The 15,080-nt window shown below is 57.8% G+C and carries 15 protein-coding genes; 5 read left to right on the forward strand and 10 right to left on the reverse strand.

Features of this window, described 5'->3' with window-relative positions:
- Window positions 1–143: 143 nt before the first annotated feature.
- From msrQ to FGA82_RS16615, 6 genes are all read right to left on the reverse strand, one after another.
- Entirely contained in the window at window positions 144–767 is a 624-nt protein-coding gene (gene msrQ / locus FGA82_RS16590; RefSeq protein WP_141127882.1) for a protein-methionine-sulfoxide reductase heme-binding subunit MsrQ, read from the reverse strand.
- Window positions 767–1,780, reverse strand: coding sequence for a protein-methionine-sulfoxide reductase catalytic subunit MsrP (msrP, locus tag FGA82_RS16595; protein ID WP_141127883.1), 1,014 nt, complete (start codon window positions 1,778–1,780; stop codon window positions 767–769). The genes msrQ and msrP overlap by 1 nt, the downstream gene beginning before the upstream one ends.
- Window positions 1,781–1,844: 64 nt before the next feature.
- Window positions 1,845–2,702, reverse strand: a complete 858-nt coding sequence (gene pssA / locus FGA82_RS16600) for a CDP-diacylglycerol--serine O-phosphatidyltransferase (protein WP_016983477.1) — start codon at window positions 2,700–2,702, stop codon at window positions 1,845–1,847.
- A 149-nt stretch (window positions 2,703–2,851) separates the two neighbouring features.
- Window positions 2,852–3,868 carry a ketol-acid reductoisomerase gene (gene ilvC / locus FGA82_RS16605; RefSeq protein ID WP_003228216.1) on the reverse strand — a complete coding sequence of 339 codons (1,017 nt, stop codon included), beginning with the start codon at window positions 3,866–3,868 and terminating at the stop codon, window positions 2,852–2,854.
- 48 nt (window positions 3,869–3,916) lie between these two features.
- A complete protein-coding gene (ilvN, locus tag FGA82_RS16610; protein ID WP_003176102.1) occupies window positions 3,917–4,408 on the reverse strand; it encodes an acetolactate synthase small subunit in 492 nt (163 codons plus the stop codon).
- 2 nt (window positions 4,409–4,410) lie between these two features.
- On the reverse strand, window positions 4,411–6,135 hold the full coding sequence (locus tag FGA82_RS16615; RefSeq protein ID WP_141127884.1) for an acetolactate synthase 3 large subunit: 1,725 nt from the start codon (window positions 6,133–6,135) through the stop codon (window positions 4,411–4,413).
- A 399-nt stretch (window positions 6,136–6,534) separates the two neighbouring features.
- Between FGA82_RS16615 and FGA82_RS16620 the strand changes: the two genes are divergently transcribed.
- Window positions 6,535–6,951, forward strand: a complete 417-nt coding sequence (locus tag FGA82_RS16620) for a DUF4124 domain-containing protein (protein WP_141127885.1) — start codon at window positions 6,535–6,537, stop codon at window positions 6,949–6,951.
- Window positions 6,952–7,056: 105 nt separating this feature from the next.
- Here the strand turns inward: FGA82_RS16620 and FGA82_RS16625 are convergent, their stop codons facing one another.
- Genes FGA82_RS16625 through mrcB form a run of 3 tightly spaced genes read right to left on the reverse strand, consistent with a single transcriptional unit; the run spans window position 7,057 to window position 10,482 of the window.
- Complete coding sequence (locus tag FGA82_RS16625; RefSeq protein WP_141127886.1) at window positions 7,057–7,392, reverse strand: YqcC family protein; 336 nt, start codon at window positions 7,390–7,392, stop codon at window positions 7,057–7,059.
- Complete coding sequence (locus FGA82_RS16630) at window positions 7,392–8,141, reverse strand: hypothetical protein (RefSeq protein WP_141127887.1); 750 nt, start codon at window positions 8,139–8,141, stop codon at window positions 7,392–7,394. Before FGA82_RS16630 ends, FGA82_RS16625 begins: the two co-directional genes overlap by 1 nt.
- Before the next feature lie 16 nt (window positions 8,142–8,157).
- Window positions 8,158–10,482: a penicillin-binding protein 1B gene (mrcB, locus tag FGA82_RS16635; RefSeq protein WP_141127888.1), complete on the reverse strand. Its 2,325-nt coding sequence runs from the start codon at window positions 10,480–10,482 to the stop codon at window positions 8,158–8,160.
- A 119-nt stretch (window positions 10,483–10,601) separates the two neighbouring features.
- Here mrcB and FGA82_RS16640 point away from each other — a divergent pair, with 119 nt between their 5' ends.
- The 4 genes from FGA82_RS16640 (at window position 10,602) to FGA82_RS16655 (ending at window position 13,981) form a co-directional block, all read left to right on the forward strand.
- Window positions 10,602–12,158, forward strand: coding sequence for an AAA family ATPase (locus FGA82_RS16640; RefSeq protein ID WP_141127889.1), 1,557 nt, complete (start codon window positions 10,602–10,604; stop codon window positions 12,156–12,158).
- A gap of 90 nt (window positions 12,159–12,248) precedes the next feature.
- Window positions 12,249–12,593, forward strand: coding sequence for a pentapeptide repeat-containing protein (locus FGA82_RS16645; RefSeq protein WP_007909940.1), 345 nt, complete (start codon window positions 12,249–12,251; stop codon window positions 12,591–12,593).
- A gap of 298 nt (window positions 12,594–12,891) precedes the next feature.
- Window positions 12,892–13,164 carry a TfoX/Sxy family protein gene (locus FGA82_RS16650; protein ID WP_003228231.1) on the forward strand — a complete coding sequence of 91 codons (273 nt, stop codon included), beginning with the start codon at window positions 12,892–12,894 and terminating at the stop codon, window positions 13,162–13,164.
- Window positions 13,165–13,180: 16 nt separating this feature from the next.
- Entirely contained in the window at window positions 13,181–13,981 is an 801-nt protein-coding gene (locus FGA82_RS16655; RefSeq protein WP_141127890.1) for a Crp/Fnr family transcriptional regulator, read from the forward strand.
- A gap of 227 nt (window positions 13,982–14,208) precedes the next feature.
- Here FGA82_RS16655 and FGA82_RS16660 read toward each other — a convergent pair whose 3' ends face one another.
- Window positions 14,209–15,060, reverse strand: a complete 852-nt coding sequence (locus FGA82_RS16660; protein WP_141127891.1) for a ChaN family lipoprotein — start codon at window positions 15,058–15,060, stop codon at window positions 14,209–14,211.
- Window positions 15,061–15,080 lie beyond the last annotated feature (20 nt).

The raw sequence follows: 15,080 nt of genomic DNA on the forward strand, positions 1-15,080 counted from the left end.
TGTTTCATCTCCCTTTCGGCTTCGATGAACTGAAGCAACCCGCTGTCGAAACCTACATAACTCATTGAATCTCAAGGAGTTTTCCGTTTCGACTGCGCCGGAAGTGGGGCGAATTATAGACATCTGAAATCTGCCGTCAACCGTTAATTTCGCTTTTCTTGCAAAACCGGCTTTTTAGCCAGCAAACGCGGGATACGACGCGTCACTGGCGGGATACGCAGCAGCAGAAGCACCGCACCTATAAAGGCATAGATCGCCCACTCCTCAAGATCGGCGCGCACGATCCACAGCATATGGAGCAAACCCAGACCCAGAATCACGTACACCAACCGATGCAACTTCTTCCAGCGTGAGCCCAAACGACGTTGACTGTAGCGATTGGACGTCACCGCTAACGCCAACAGACCAAGGAAACCCAACGCCCCGACTATTATGTAAGGCCGCTTGCGCAACTCGACCGCCAGCTGCGACCAATCGAACCCCAGGATAAACGCCATATAGCTGCACAAATGCAAAACCACATAGGCAAAACACCAAAGCCCCAACTGCCGGCGAACCGCAACCCACCCCGCCCAACCAGTGAGCTTCTGTAGCGGCGTCATGCTCAGAGTGATCAGCAACAACACCAACGTCCCCAAGCCCAGCCGATCCACCAACACCTTGCCGGGATCCGGCCCGAGTAATTCCTCGAGCGCTTGATACAACCACAGCATTGGCCAGATAGCCGCAGCAATGAATACGCCTATACGCCAGAACGGAAATCGCATCAGTAGTTCTTCCGCAGATCGAGCCCTGTATATAAAGAAGCAACTTCATCCGAATAGCCGTTGAACATTTGCGTATCACGCACATTCGGCTTGAACAGACTGTTCGGCAGACGTCGCTCCCGTGCCTGCGTCCAGCGCGGGTGATCAACCGTCGGGTTCACATTCGCGTAGAAGCCGTACTCATCCGCCGCAATGCTTTGCCAAGTCGTCTTCGGCTGCTCGCTGACTAAGCTGATACGCACGATCGATTTGACGCTCTTGAAGCCATATTTCCACGGCACCACCAAGCGCAATGGCGCGCCATTCTGGTTCGGCAACTCTCGGCCGTACATGCCCACTGCCAGAATCGCCAACGGATTCATTGCCTCATCCAGTCGCAAGCCTTCTACATAAGGCCAGTCGATCAAAGCGAAACCGGAGCGCTGACCAGGCATGCTTTTTGGATCCTGCAAAGTTTCAAAGCGGATGTATTTAGCGTTGGATGTCGGTTCGACCTGTTTGAGTAGCGCCGAAATCGGAAAACCTATCCACGGAATGACCATCGACCACGCTTCTACACAGCGCAAGCGATAGATTCGTTCTTCCAGTTGATAAGGCTTCATGAAATCTTCCAGCGTATAACGCCCTGGCTTACCCACCTCCCCGTCGATCACTACGCTCCATGGTTCGGTTTTCAGCGATCCGGCATTCGCTGCCGGATCGCCTTTGTCGGTACCGAATTCATAGAAGTTGTTGTAGTGGGTGGCGTCTTTATAAGGCGTGATCGCCTCATCCTTGACGTTGACCGCTCCCCATTTAGTAGAAGACAGCTTGTCGTTAAACCAGGCAGGCGCTTTACCGGATTCGACATCGGCGTAACGCACGGCATCGTCGGCATTGGCCCAGCGTGGCAGGCTACTGACGGCGATCCCGGCAGCAGTGGCCCCGAGTAATTGGCGGCGAGAGAGATAAGCGGATTCAGGCGTGACATCCGACTCGTGGCAGTCGGACGCTTTGGGGACTTTGATCAACATGGCAACTCCGCAGGCTTTGGAGGACAGATGCACCCATAGACTGCGGAGTATGCGGGAAATTACATCACTCGGCTTTTTTGTGCCGACGAAGATGCAACAGGTACTGCACCGGGCCAGAAGCGGCGTAGGCGAGGAACACCAGCAGCAGAATACGCGGTGGATCGCTGAAGACCACGGCGAACACCAGCACCACCGCAAGGATCGCCACGAACGGTACGCGCCCCTTCAGATCCAGCTCTTTAAAGCTGTTGTACTTGATATTGCTGACCATCAGCATGCCGGCAGCCGCGACCATCAGCGCGACCAGGAACGACATCTTCGAACCCTGAATGCCGTAATCGCTGAACGCCCAGACAATACCCGCAACCACACCCGCTGCTGCCGGACTGGCCAGACCGATGAAGTAGCGTTTATCAGCGGTGCCCACTTGGGTGTTGAAGCGCGCCAAACGCAACGCAGCGCCCGCAACATAGATGAAGGCGACCATCCAGCCAACCTTGCCCATGTCGCCCAACGCCCAGCCGAACGCCAGCAGCGCCGGGGCAACACCGAACGCAACCATGTCCGACAGCGAGTCGTATTCGGCACCGAAAGCACTTTGCGTATTGGTCATGCGTGCCACACGACCATCAAGGCCGTCGAGCACCATGGCGACGAAAATCGCGATCGCGGCGAACGCGAAATACTTGCTCGCATTCGCCGAGTCACCGGCACTCAACGCAGCCTGGGCGCTCATGGAGTTGATGATGGAGTAAAACCCTGCGAACAGGTTCGCAGTGGTGAACAGATTCGGCAGCAGATAGATACCACGATGCCGGACTTTACGACCTTCTGCGTCGTGCCCTTCTTCGATGTGTTCATCGATGGGCAGCAGGCTTTCGGCGTCAGAAGCCTTGTTCGGCTCTTCGGGACGTTCGCTCATGGACATTACCTTGCAACGGTTTGAAGAAAATTCGACAGGTGCTTGAGGACGACAGTTCGGCCACAAACGCTGCAGCTTTATACCAGAACCACCGCCTCAAACGAAAAAACGCGGCCGAGGCCGCGTTTTTTCATACAAGGGACAACGACTTAGTTTTTGGCTTTGTCGACGATCTTGTTGGCACCGATCCACGGCATCATGGAGCGCAGTTGCTCGCCGATGATTTCGATACCGTGGGCGGCGTTGTTACGACGCTTGGCGGTCATCGAAGGGTAGCCGGTTGCGCCTTCGCTGATGAACATTTTGGCGTATTCGCCGTCCTGAATACGTTTCAGGGCGTTGCGCATAGCCTGACGGGATTCGGCGTTGATCACTTCCGGGCCAGTCACGTACTCGCCGTACTCAGCGTTGTTGGAGATCGAGTAGTTCATGTTGGCGATACCGCCTTCGTACATGAGGTCAACGATCAACTTCAGTTCGTGCAGGCACTCGAAGTAGGCCATTTCCGGCGCGTAGCCAGCTTCAACCAGGGTTTCGAAACCGGCCTTTACCAGTTCAACGGTACCGCCGCACAGAACGGCTTGTTCGCCGAACAGGTCGGTTTCGGTTTCGTCCTTGAAGGTGGTTTCGATGATGCCGGTACGACCGCCACCAACGCCAGCAGCGTAGGACAGTGCAACGTTTTTGGCGTTGCCCGAGGCGTCCTGGTAGATCGCGATCAGGTCAGGGATGCCGCCGCCTTTCACGAACTCGGAACGTACGGTGTGGCCTGGTGCTTTCGGCGCGATCATGATCACGTCGAGGTCGGCACGCGGAACAACCTGGTTGTAGTGGATCGCGAAGCCGTGGGAGAAGGCCAGGGTGGCGCCTTTCTTGATGTTCGGCTCGATTTCGTTCTTGTACAGCGAGGACTGGAACTCGTCCGGGGTCAGGATCATGACCAGGTCGGCAGCAGCAACAGCGGAAGCAACGTCGGTCACTTTCAGGCCGTGAGCTTCAGCTTTGGCAACGGTGGCCGAACCTTTACGCAGACCAACGGTAACGTCGACACCGGAGTCTTTCAGGTTGCACGCTTGGGCGTGGCCTTGGGAACCGTAACCGATGATGGCAACTTTCTTGCCCTGGATGATCGACAGGTCGCAGTCTTTATCGTAGAAAACTTTCATGAATTTCCCCTATATATCCAGGCCGTTCAGGCCATTCGCTAATTTGGTTTAGATGCTGAGTACTTTGTCGCCGCGGGCAATGCCGGTCACGCCGCTGCGGACGGTTTCCAGAATCGATGCGGTGCCGATGGACTGAATGAAGCTGTCGAGCTTGTCGCTGGTACCGGTCAGTTGAACGGTATACACGCTGGCACTGACGTCGACGATCTGTCCACGGTAAATATCGGTGGTGCGTTTGATCTCGGCGCGCTGGGCGCCAGTGGCCTTGACCTTGACCAGCATCAGTTCGCGCTCGATGTGAGCGCTTTCCGACAGGTCCACCAGCTTGACCACTTCGATCAGCTTGTTCAGGTTTTTGGTGATCTGCTCGATGACTTCATCGTGGCCAACAGTGGTCAGAGTCAGACGCGACAGGGTCGGGTCTTCGGTCGGGGCCACGGTCAGGCTTTCGATGTTGTAGTTGCGCTGCGAGAACAGGCCGACTACGCGAGACAAAGCGCCGGGTTCGTTTTCCAGAAGCAAGGAAATAATGTGCCGCATGATTAAGTACGCTCCGTCTTGCTCAGCCACATATCGCGCATCGAGCCGTCTTTGATCTGCATCGGATAGACGTGCTCGCTGGTGTCGACCGAAACGTCGATGATCACCAGGCGATCCTTCATGGCGAACGCTTCTGCCATCTTCGACTTCAAATCTTTCGATTCGGTGATGCGTACGCCAACGTGGCCATAGGCTTCAGCCAGCTTGACGAAGTCAGGCAGCGATTCCATGTAGGAGTGCGAGTGACGGCTGCCGTAGCTCATGTCCTGCCACTGACGAACCATCCCCAGAACACCGTTGTTCAGGATGACGATTTTGACTGGCAAGCCATATTGCAGGCAGGTCGACAGTTCCTGAATGTTCATCTGGATACTGCCTTCACCGGTGACGCAGGCAACGTCGTCATCCGGGAAGCTCAACTTGATGCCCATGGCCGCCGGGAAACCGAAGCCCATGGTGCCCAGACCACCGGAGTTGATCCAGCGATTCGGCTTGTTGAACGTGTAGTACTGCGCCGCGAACATCTGGTGCTGACCGACGTCGGAAGTGATGAAGGCATCGCCCTTGGTCACTTCGCAGAGGGTTTCGATCACGGTCTGCGGCTTGATCTTGCTGCCGTCGCCCTTTTCGTAAGGGAACAGGCCGCGATCACCGCGCCATTCATCCACCTGCTTCCACCAACTGGCCACGGACTCTTTGTTCGGGGTCTCGCCGATTTCCTTGAGGATCGCGACCATTTCGGTCAGGACGCTCTCGACCGGACCAACGATTGGCACGTCGGCCTTGATGGTCTTGGAAATCGAGGCAGGGTCGATGTCGATGTGGATGATCTTGGCGTTCGGGCAGAACTTCGCCGCGCCGTTGATCACACGATCGTCGAAACGCGCGCCGACCGCGAGGATCACGTCAGCATGGTGCATCGCCAGGTTGGCGGTGTAGCTGCCGTGCATGCCGAGCATGCCGATGAACTGACGATCAGTCCCCGGGAAACCACCCAGGCCCATCAACGTGTTGGTCACGGGCAGGTTGAGCATTTTTGCCAGTTCGGTCAGCGGTGCGGAACCGTTGCCGAGAATCACGCCGCCGCCGGAGTACATGACCGGACGCTTGGCCGCCAGGAGCATTTCTGCCGCCTTGCGGATTTGCCCGGAGTGACCGCGAACGGCCGGACTGTAGGAACGCAGCTTGGCTTTCTTCGGGAAGATATATTCGAACTTCTCGGCCGGGTTGGTCATGTCTTTCGGGATATCGACCACGACCGGGCCCGGACGACCGGATTGCGCCAGGTAGAAGGCCTTCTTCATGACTTCCGGGATTTCCGAAGCGTGCTTGATCATGAAGCTGTGCTTCACGATCGGCCGGGAGATACCGATCATGTCGGTTTCCTGGAACGCGTCGGTGCCGACCATGGTGCTTGGCACCTGACCGGAAATGATCACCATTGGAATCGAGTCCATATAGGCGGTCGCGATACCGGTAATGGCGTTTGTGGCGCCAGGACCGGACGTCACCAATACCACGCCGGCTTTACCGGTGGCACGGGCATAACCGTCAGCCATATGGGTTGCCGCTTGTTCGTGACGAACCAGGATGTGAGTCACTTCCGGTTCTTTGAACAGGGCATCGTAAACATGCAGGAGAGCACCACCCGGGTACCCGTAGATATATTTGACGCCTTCGTCACGCAAAAAGCGGACGAGCATCTCACCGCCAGATAAAAGCTCCACGTTGTTCACCTCTAAAACGCCAGAATACCGTCCACAAAAAAGGGGCGGGTCTTAATAGGTTTACTTCTCGGCAGAGCATGAGCGACGGTGGTCGCCGACTACGTCAGCACTGACTGAGCAAGTATTGGGATCGTCCCAAGTGTTGCGGGCCTTTCCCACCCAGCGCGAGGTAACGCGTTGCGGGTGTAACAGGTCGGCGCGGATGTGCGCCTCATGATCTACCGAGTGGGTCTGCTTCTGGCAGTCCCTCTACAGCGGACTTTGGATTCTTCTGTTTCGCCCTCTCCAAGTCAAGTCGTCTATGTGGTTAATTGTGGGTAAGCACATGAGAACGCAAGAAAAAACCTGAAAACCGCTACTCTGTTAGTATCAATTGCGCAATTTTGCCAAGGAATCAGCATGCGAACGCTCCTCCTGACTCTGCTGATCGGCCTCAGCCCGTGGTGCATGGCCGCTCAAATCTACAAATGGGTCGATGCCCAAGGCGTTACGCACTTCGATGCGCAGCCGCCACCGGGTCAGACGTCGACTACTTTGCAGACGCCCTCCTCGCCCCCGCCGAAACCTGTGGCAATGCCGGGCAGTGGCGTGCTCGGTGATCAGAAGGCTATCGATGACAAGGTGAAGAAGCAGGTTGTGGATCAACAGGCACAGCTCAAGCAGTTTTGCGAACAGGCTCGGACGAACCTTGCGCAGTTGCAGAACAATCCGCGATTGAGGGAAGAGGTGGAGGGACAGTTGCGCCGACTGGACGAGGCACAGCGGCAGGAGCGCATTGTCGAGGCTCAGAAACAGATAGCCGAGAATTGCCAATAGGCATCTGCAGGACTGTAGGAGCTGTCGAGTGAAACGAGGCTGCGATCTTTTGACTTTGAAGATCAAAAGATCGCAGCCTTCGGCAGCTCTTACACAGATTCGGTATCAGCGCGAGGCAGTGATCAGCAGGTCAAACTCTTTGAGCAGCACCTGCAACTGACGATCCTTGCCCTGCAGATTGCGCTGGGCGAAGACCATTTCAGCCATTTCCTGAATCCCTGAAGCATTCGGCAATGGCAGATCCTGTTCGAGGATCATCTTCATGCGCGGCAGGAAGATCCATTGCAGCCACTGCTCGAAGTCGAGTGTATCGACCGAAAACGGCTCGACACTGCTCAACGCTTCGGCCGACGGCTGAACTTCGTCCCACCAACCCTGAGTGCGCAGTTCACGCTCGATCAGCAACAACTGATCGGCGACTTTCGGGAAACGGGCATCCATCACAGCGAAACCTTGGCCTTCTGGCGGGCCTGAGCAGCGCCGGCGGAATCGCCTTGTTTCTCACGGGACTGGGCAATGATTTCCCACAGGTTGGCTTGCAGGTCCGGGCGACCGTTGGCCATGGTTAGCGCACGACGGGCGAACTGCTCGGCTTGCGGCGCATCACCTTGAGCCATGCGCACCTGCGCCAGGCGATAAAGCACTTGCGGCTCACGCGGAGCGACACGCTGGGCACGCTCCAGGCTCGACGATGCACCGTTGAGGTCGCCGCCGGCCTGTTGCTGTTGCGCAGTGGTCAGCAAAGCGAGTACCGGACCGTCCAACTGCTCGTCGGCCGACAGACCACCGCCACTGCTCGCCGAAGGAATGCCGCTCGGCGTCGACGGCATGCTGTAGCTGCCGGAGCTGATCGGTGCCGACTCAACTGCCGAAGGGTTATACGGCCCCGGCGTGATACCACCGGACGCCGGACCCGGCACGATTGGCGAGGAGCTGATCGGCGCAGAAGTCGTCGCGCCACCACCCGGCACCATCACCACCACGCCAGTATCACCTTGCGGAATCGCCTGAGTCTGGCCCTGCGCAGGGCGCTTGACCGTCGTTTGACGGAAGCCGCCATTGGCCGAAATACGTTCGCTGTTGGACACCGCAGTACCGGAATCAACCACCGGAATCGAACCACGCTGTACGGAAGAGCAGCCGCTGAGCAAAGCCACGGCGGTCACCGCTGGAATCAACCATTTGTTCACTTGAAACCCTCTTTGCTTAATTCATCCAGCCCTTGACCCAATCCATCACCGATTCGCCGGAAGCAGGCGTTTCGCCCGCACACGCGGCGCCGGGTGGCGGTTCGCTGCCGCGAATATACGGCATCTGCACCGCCCCCGGGCAGTTGGCGTCGGAGCCCTGCCCGGTGCGCGAATCGACCCACGCCTGCACGACGTTGTCCGGCTGCGGCATATCCAGCGGCAGCGGATCGGCTTTGCGCATGAAACTGGTCCAGACCTGCAGCGCACCGGTCGCACCGGTGAACGGCGTCTTGCCGTTATCGTCGCGCCCCAGCCAGACCACCGCCAGCAGATCCTGACTGAAACCGGCGAACCAGCTGTCACGGGAATCGTTACTGGTACCAGTCTTGCCCGCCAGCGTCAGGGTTTTCGGCAACACGTTATAAACCGAGCTGCCGGTACCTTCACGCATCACGCGCTGCATGGCGTTCTGGATCAGATAAATGGACGCCGGATCGAAACGCTGTTCGATCTGGAACGGATAACGCTTGAGCGGTTCGCCCTCAGCGGTCAGTACGCTGCGAATCCCGCGCATCGGCGTATTGAAACCACCGTTGGCGAGGGTCTGGTACATGGTCGCGACTTCGATAGGCGTCATGCCGCCGGCACCCAGCAACATAGATGGGAATGCCGGGAATTCGCGCGTCACGCCCAAACGGCCCAAAGTCTTGAGCACGTTCGGCACGCCCACTTCCAGACCCAGACGCGAGGTCGACAGGTTGTAGGAATGCGCCAACCCTTGATACAGGAACACAGTGCCGTGGGAACGGCGGTCATAGTTCTGCGGTTTCCAAACCTGACCATTCGCGCCTTTGACCGACAACGGGTCGTCCGACAGCCAACTGGTCAGGGTGTACTGGCTCGGTTTTTCCAGCGCAGTCAGATAAACCGCCGGCTTGATCAACGAGCCGATCGGTCGCACCGCATCCAGCGCACGGTTGAACCCGGCGTAACTGGCCTGACGGCTGCCGATCATCGCCTGGACTTCGCCGGTTTCCGGATTGGTCACGACCATCGCGGCTTCCACATCATCGGAGCCTTTGCGCCCGGACAGACGTTTAAAGGTGTCGTTGACCGACGCCTCGGCTTTCATCTGCAGGATCGGGTCGAAGCTGGTGAAGATGCGCAGGCCTTCTTCGGTCAAGTCTTCGTCGCGGTAATCTTCACGCAACTGGCGTTTGACCAGATCGATGAAGCCCGGGAAGGAACTGTCGGCAAGCTTGCCGCGAGTGGTCACGCCCAACGGCATGTTCTTCGCTGCGGCCACTTGCTCGGCCGTCGCTACGCCTTGCTGCTCAAGCACATCGAGCACCAGATTGCGGCGCTCCAGCGCGCGCTCCGGGTTGCGACGCGGGTTGTAGTAGGACGGGCCTTTGACCATGCCGACCAGCAACGCCACCTGATGCAGTTTCAGCTCGGACAACGGTTGACCGAAGAAGAACTGGCTGGCCAGACCGAAACCGTGCACCGCACGCTGACCGTCCTGCCCGACGAAGACTTCGTTGAGGTAGGCCTCAAGGATTTCCTTTTTGTCGTAATGCAGTTCCAGCAGCATCGCCATCATCGCTTCGGTGAGCTTGCGGGTCAGGCTGCGTTCGTTGGTCAGGTAGAAGTTTTTCACCAACTGCTGAGTCAGCGTACTGCCGCCCTGCGTCATCTTGCCGCCCGAGGTGTTGACCCAGATAGCCCGGGCAATCGACTTCGGCGACACACCCCAGTGGCTGTAGTAATCGCGATCCTCGACCGCGACCAGGGTTTCGAGCAGATATGGCGGCACCTGATCAAGCTTGATCAGAATGCGGTCTTCGAGATTCTTCGGATAAATACCACCGATCATCAGCGGCTCGAGGCGCACAACGGACAATTTCGAACCGTTGGTCGCCGACAGCTCAGCCACATAATCGCCGGAGAAACGCACACGCACCGGCTGCGGTTTTTCCAGGCCTTCATAAAACTGGAAACCACGGGTATTCAGATCGACTGTGTTACCGCTGACGGCTGCGGCACCGGGGCCATTGCTCACGGCTTCGCGGCGGTAGCCGAGGGCATCGAGTTCGGTAAGGAAATCGTCCTTGCTGAGCTTTTGTCCGACGAACAGCTCGAGCGGCCGCGCGTAGACCTTCGCCGGGATGGTCCAGCGCTTGCCGGAGAACTTCTCCTGCACCACGGCATCGAGGTATACGGCGAAGCCGGCCAGCACCACAAGGCCGACCAGACTGAGTTTAATGGCCCAGCTCAACCACGGGCTAAGGCCCTTGGAGGGTGGTTTTTTTTTGGTACGGGGGGATCGAGTTCGAGTCATGGCGGCGGATTATACGCACTTTATTAATACTCAACAGGAGCGCTCCGAGGTTTGCGTCAGGCTGGCGAGCAGCCATAATGGCCGCCTCGAATTTCCCCCCAGTCTCTGAAGGATCGCCCGTGAGCCAGTCACTGATCGCTGCCCTGCAAAACCCGGCCCTCTACCCGCACCCTGTCGAAGGGTTTCAGGTCATCGAAACGCATATCTCGTGGGTAATCCTCACTGGCCCGTTCGCTTATAAAGTGAAGAAGCCTGTGAACTTCGGCTTCCTCGACTTCACCGGCCTCGAATCACGCGCACATTTCTGCGCTGAAGAGCTGCGTCTGAACCAGCGCCTGACCGACGATTTGTACCTGGAAGTATTGCCAGTGACCGGCAGCGTTGAAGCACCGCAAATAGGCGGCGACGGCCCGGCGATCGAATACGTGCTGAAAATGCGTCAGTTCCCGCAGAGCGGTTTGCTCAGCACTCTGCAAGCCAACGGCGAGCTGACTACCCAGCACATCGACGAGATGGCCGAACAGATTGCGCGCTTCCACCTCACTGCACCAAAAGTCCCGGCCGAACACGACGCCGGTACCCCGGCCAGCGTGATGGCGCCAGTCTCGCAAAACTTCGAACAGATCCTGCCGTTCCTCAGCGATAAGAACGATCTGCTACAACTCGAGGCACTGAAAGCCTGGGCCGAGAGCAGCTTCGAGCGTCTCAAGCCACTGTTCGCCCAACGCAAGGTCGAAGGCTTCACCCGTGAATGCCACGGTGATATCCACTTGGGCAACGCCACGGTTATCGACGGCAAAGTGGTGATCTTCGACTGCATCGAGTTCAACGAACCGTTCCGTTTCACCGACGTCTGGGCCGACACCGGTTTCCTCGCGATGGACCTGGAAGACCGCGGCCTGAAATCCCTGGCGCGCCGCTTCATCAGCCAATACCTGGAATTGACCGGCGACTATCAAGGCCTCGAAGTGCTGAACTTCTATAAAGCCTACCGCGCACTGGTTCGCGCCAAGGTTGCGCTGTTCAGCATGCCCGCGGACGCGACGCCGGTGCAGCGCGCCACCACCCTGCGCCAGTACCGCAACTACGCCAACCTGGCCGAAAGCTACAGCACAATTCCTTCGCGCTTCATGGCCATCACCCACGGCGTTTCCGCGGTCGGCAAGAGCCACGTGGCCATGCGTCTGGTCGAAGCGCTGGGCGCCATTCGCCTGCGTTCGGACGTTGAACGCAAGCGCCTGTTCGGTGAGCAAACTGTCGCCAACGACGTGCAGGCCGGCATTTACAGTGCCGACGCCAGCGCCGCGACCTACGCGCGTTTGCATGAAATCGCTGAAATCATCCTGCACGCCGGTTTCCCGGTGGTGATCGACGCGACTTACCTTAAACGCGAGCAACGCGACAACGCAGCGAAAATTGCCGAAGCCACCGGCACACCGTTCCTGATCCTCGACTGCAATGCGCCGCAAGCGGTGATCGAGAGCTGGCTGGCGATTCGTCAGGCGGACAAACAGGATCCGTCCGACGCCACACTGGCCGTGATCGAAGCGCAGCAGGCCAATCGTGAAGCGCTGACGCCGGAAGAAATCCTGCGCAGCAAACGCGTGCAGACCAACGAGTCCGGCACGCTGGACACCGTGGTTGCGCAGATTCGTCAGCGCCTGCCAGGCCTGTAAGAAACTATTTCGGCCGTGAAGCCCTCGCTTGCTTCACGGCCGCCAAATAGTGGCACTATACTGGCGTCATAAAACCAACGGTGATATGACATGAGCCAGCCGAAACTTCTCGACACCCCGCTATATGCCTTGCTGCACAAAGACGACATCACAGGTTTCAACAAGGAGCGTCCACAGGACGGCCCGATCGACATGGTCGGCGGCGACTTTCGCGGTCTTGATCTGCGTGAGCTGAATGCCGATGGCGTGGATTTCCGGGACGCGTACTTCCGTTCTGCCGATTTGCGTGGCATCGATTTCCGTAACGCATCGCTGGAAGGTGCAAGCCTGGCTCACGCACAGATTTCCGGGGCGTATTTCCCGCCGGAGCTGAGTGCTGACGAAATTCTGATGTCGATGAATTTCGGTACGCGTTTGCGTTATCGCACTCGCTGACAGTTCTTTGCCTCTCTGACACAACGCCTCCCTCCTGTGGGAGCGAGCTTGCTCGCGAAGGCGTAGTGTCAGTGACCCTATCGTCAGAGTCAGACCGCTTTCGCGAGCAAGCTCGCTCCCACATTTATCAGCATTTCTCCCCTTCTCCCTGCGTCACCAGAGCTTTCGCAACCTTATACAGCGCCCTTTCTTAGAAGCGTTTGCGTTGAATCCGACCAAACAACCACGCTTTTCCTACTGATGGCTACACTCCTGAGAAGCTCGCCCACGCACCATTCGGCCGTCGCAAGGAGGCTTGATGAATGATGAACTGCAACACCTGAAGAATCTTGGCAAGACGTCGGCGCAATGGCTGCATGCCGTGGGCATCCACAGCGCCTCGGACTTGCGTCGCCTGGGCGCGGTGGACGCCTACCGGGCCGTGCGTACCCGCGGGTTTCGCGCATCGAAGGTGTTGTTGTATGCGATCGAAGGCGCGCTGATGGATGTGCACTGGAACGACATCCCCGCTGAACGCAAGGACGCCCTGAACAAACAGCTCGAAGCCATTTCCTCGCGCCACAAGAACTGAACGGGCATAGGCCGTTATGTATTTACTGGGGGAACAATCGGCCTGGGCCGATGCCTTGATCAACCGTTTGCAGAGCTTGCCTGCGCTGTGGTTGCGCGACCTGGCGCCTTGCGGGCCGCTTATGGAGCTGGAAGTGTCGGATGATTTGCTCGCGCAGTTACCCGCCGACCAGTTATTCCTGCTCAATGAAGGTTTGATTAGCGGCTGTCTGGGCGCACGCCCACTGTTTTATTGGCAGGAGGGCGATTTGATCGGCCTTCAGCAGGGTGAGGACTGGGCTGATTGCCGTTTGTGCAGTGACGGGGCATTGCGTTTGACGCCCTATCGGCGCTGTGAGGTTTTTCAGCACTTGTATGCCGACGCTCGTCGGGCAGACCAGTTTCTGAAGTATCTGCTAGGGCAAATGGCAATCCTCGCCCATGCCGTCGCAGAACTGAAACCGCGCGAGTTCCGCAGTACCAATGGCTTCAAACGGGTCGAGGCGGGTGAAATCCTGATCAATCAGGGTGACGCGGCTGATCACGTGTTTGTGATCATCGACGGGCATGCCGAAGCGTTTGTGGACGGTCAGAAAGTCGGAGACGTGGCCAAGGACGAGATTTTCGGTGCGATGGCCGTGTTCACTGGCGAACCACGCAATGCCACGGTCGTTGCCCGAAAGGCGAGCACCGTAATGCTGATTCCCGGTGATCAATTCTTGAGCATGACCCGCACCAATCCGAAGATCGCCCACAGCCTGATCGAAAGCATGGCGCGGCGGATCGGCCAGCTTAATCGGCAGATCACGCAAATGAGCCCAACTGAAGCCAAGCGCTGAAGCCCTTTGTTTACCGGGCGTTCCGGACATTTCCCAGACAAATTCAGAAAAACGGAAAAACAGTTGTTGACTCGGTAATGAGAATCGCTATGATTATCACAACTGGTCGCGAGATCAGTCGATATTCTGAAAAGCCCTTGGTTCGGACTCTCAGATTATCTCCTCATCAGGCTAATCACGGTTATTTGACCCGGTTTTTACCGGGTCTTTTTTTGCCTGTGGAAAAGTCATTTGCCGAACTGTCTGCGCATCTGCTCGCAGTAATCCTGCTTTGGCGTGACAGGCGTGTACCAAACGTAGTCGGCCATCGCGGCCGTTACCTCGGAGCCCTGCTCTGCCAGCATCAACACTGTTGGAGCCTCAGTGGCGCCCAAATCCACAGCATGCAGCGGCACGCCAACATCCTTGCGCGCATGCCACGCACCGGCCAGCAAGATCGAAGGTGTGGGCGCTGCCAGCAGACGCTCGGCCATATGCCGATCACGTTGCTGCTGAACGGCCAGCATTGCCGGCATCTGTGATTCGGGCAACAGGCCACAGTGGGAATCGCTGATCTGTTCCAGCAATACAGTTTTCACCGATTCAGCATTGCTGCGCTTTCCCGTCAACGCCGGTGGATCACGATAGAAAGTGCGGATTTCGGCGTTGGTCAAATTCGCCGCCAGCATTGGATACGGTTGCGTGAAAGCGAAACGGACAATGGGCCCGTAGAGATTCCAGTCCCAGCCATCCTGCCAGGCCAATGCGCCAGGGAGGTCAGCGGGCGGCGTTGTCGTCTGGCGCACTTGATCAACGCGAGGCTGCTGATCGGGCGTGAGCATTTCCAGGAGCAGACTACCTTGCGGCCGCTGCTCACCGAGCGAGCGCAACAACCACAATTGCGCTGCGTGATGATCGGCATTGTCATGCTGCTCGCCGATGATCAAACGCTCAGGCTTAGCGAGACGCTTCAGCAACTGCTGCGCCGTCAGCACTTCACCGCTGCGCAGATCACGAACCTCACCACTGACCGGCGGTGGCGCCACAGCATGCTGACACCCCGCAAGCAACACCACCGTCAACAGCCACAAGCCACGCATGCAATCACCTCAATGATCCA

This window comes from Pseudomonas fluorescens (assembly GCF_005938625.1).
In the GTDB taxonomy this organism is placed as follows: domain Bacteria; phylum Pseudomonadota; class Gammaproteobacteria; order Pseudomonadales; family Pseudomonadaceae; genus Aquipseudomonas; species Aquipseudomonas fluorescens_BD.

Coding starts and splice junctions, on each gene's coding strand:
- msrQ (WP_141127882.1), bottom strand. CDS start 767: ATGCGATTTCCGTTCTGGCGTATAGGCGTATTCATTGCTGCGGCTATC.
- msrP (WP_141127883.1), bottom strand. CDS start 1,780: ATGTTGATCAAAGTCCCCAAAGCGTCCGACTGCCACGAGTCGGATGTC.
- pssA (WP_016983477.1), bottom strand. CDS start 2,702: ATGAGCGAACGTCCCGAAGAGCCGAACAAGGCTTCTGACGCCGAAAGC.
- ilvC (WP_003228216.1), bottom strand. CDS start 3,868: ATGAAAGTTTTCTACGATAAAGACTGCGACCTGTCGATCATCCAGGGC.
- ilvN (WP_003176102.1), bottom strand. CDS start 4,408: ATGCGGCACATTATTTCCTTGCTTCTGGAAAACGAACCCGGCGCTTTG.
- FGA82_RS16620 (WP_141127885.1), top strand. CDS start 6,535: ATGCGAACGCTCCTCCTGACTCTGCTGATCGGCCTCAGCCCGTGGTGC.
- FGA82_RS16625 (WP_141127886.1), bottom strand. CDS start 7,392: ATGGATGCCCGTTTCCCGAAAGTCGCCGATCAGTTGTTGCTGATCGAG.
- mrcB (WP_141127888.1), bottom strand. CDS start 10,482: ATGACTCGAACTCGATCCCCCCGTACCAAAAAAAAACCACCCTCCAAG.
- FGA82_RS16645 (WP_007909940.1), top strand. CDS start 12,249: ATGAGCCAGCCGAAACTTCTCGACACCCCGCTATATGCCTTGCTGCAC.
- FGA82_RS16650 (WP_003228231.1), top strand. CDS start 12,892: ATGAATGATGAACTGCAACACCTGAAGAATCTTGGCAAGACGTCGGCG.
- FGA82_RS16655 (WP_141127890.1), top strand. CDS start 13,181: ATGTATTTACTGGGGGAACAATCGGCCTGGGCCGATGCCTTGATCAAC.
- FGA82_RS16660 (WP_141127891.1), bottom strand. CDS start 15,060: ATGCGTGGCTTGTGGCTGTTGACGGTGGTGTTGCTTGCGGGGTGTCAG.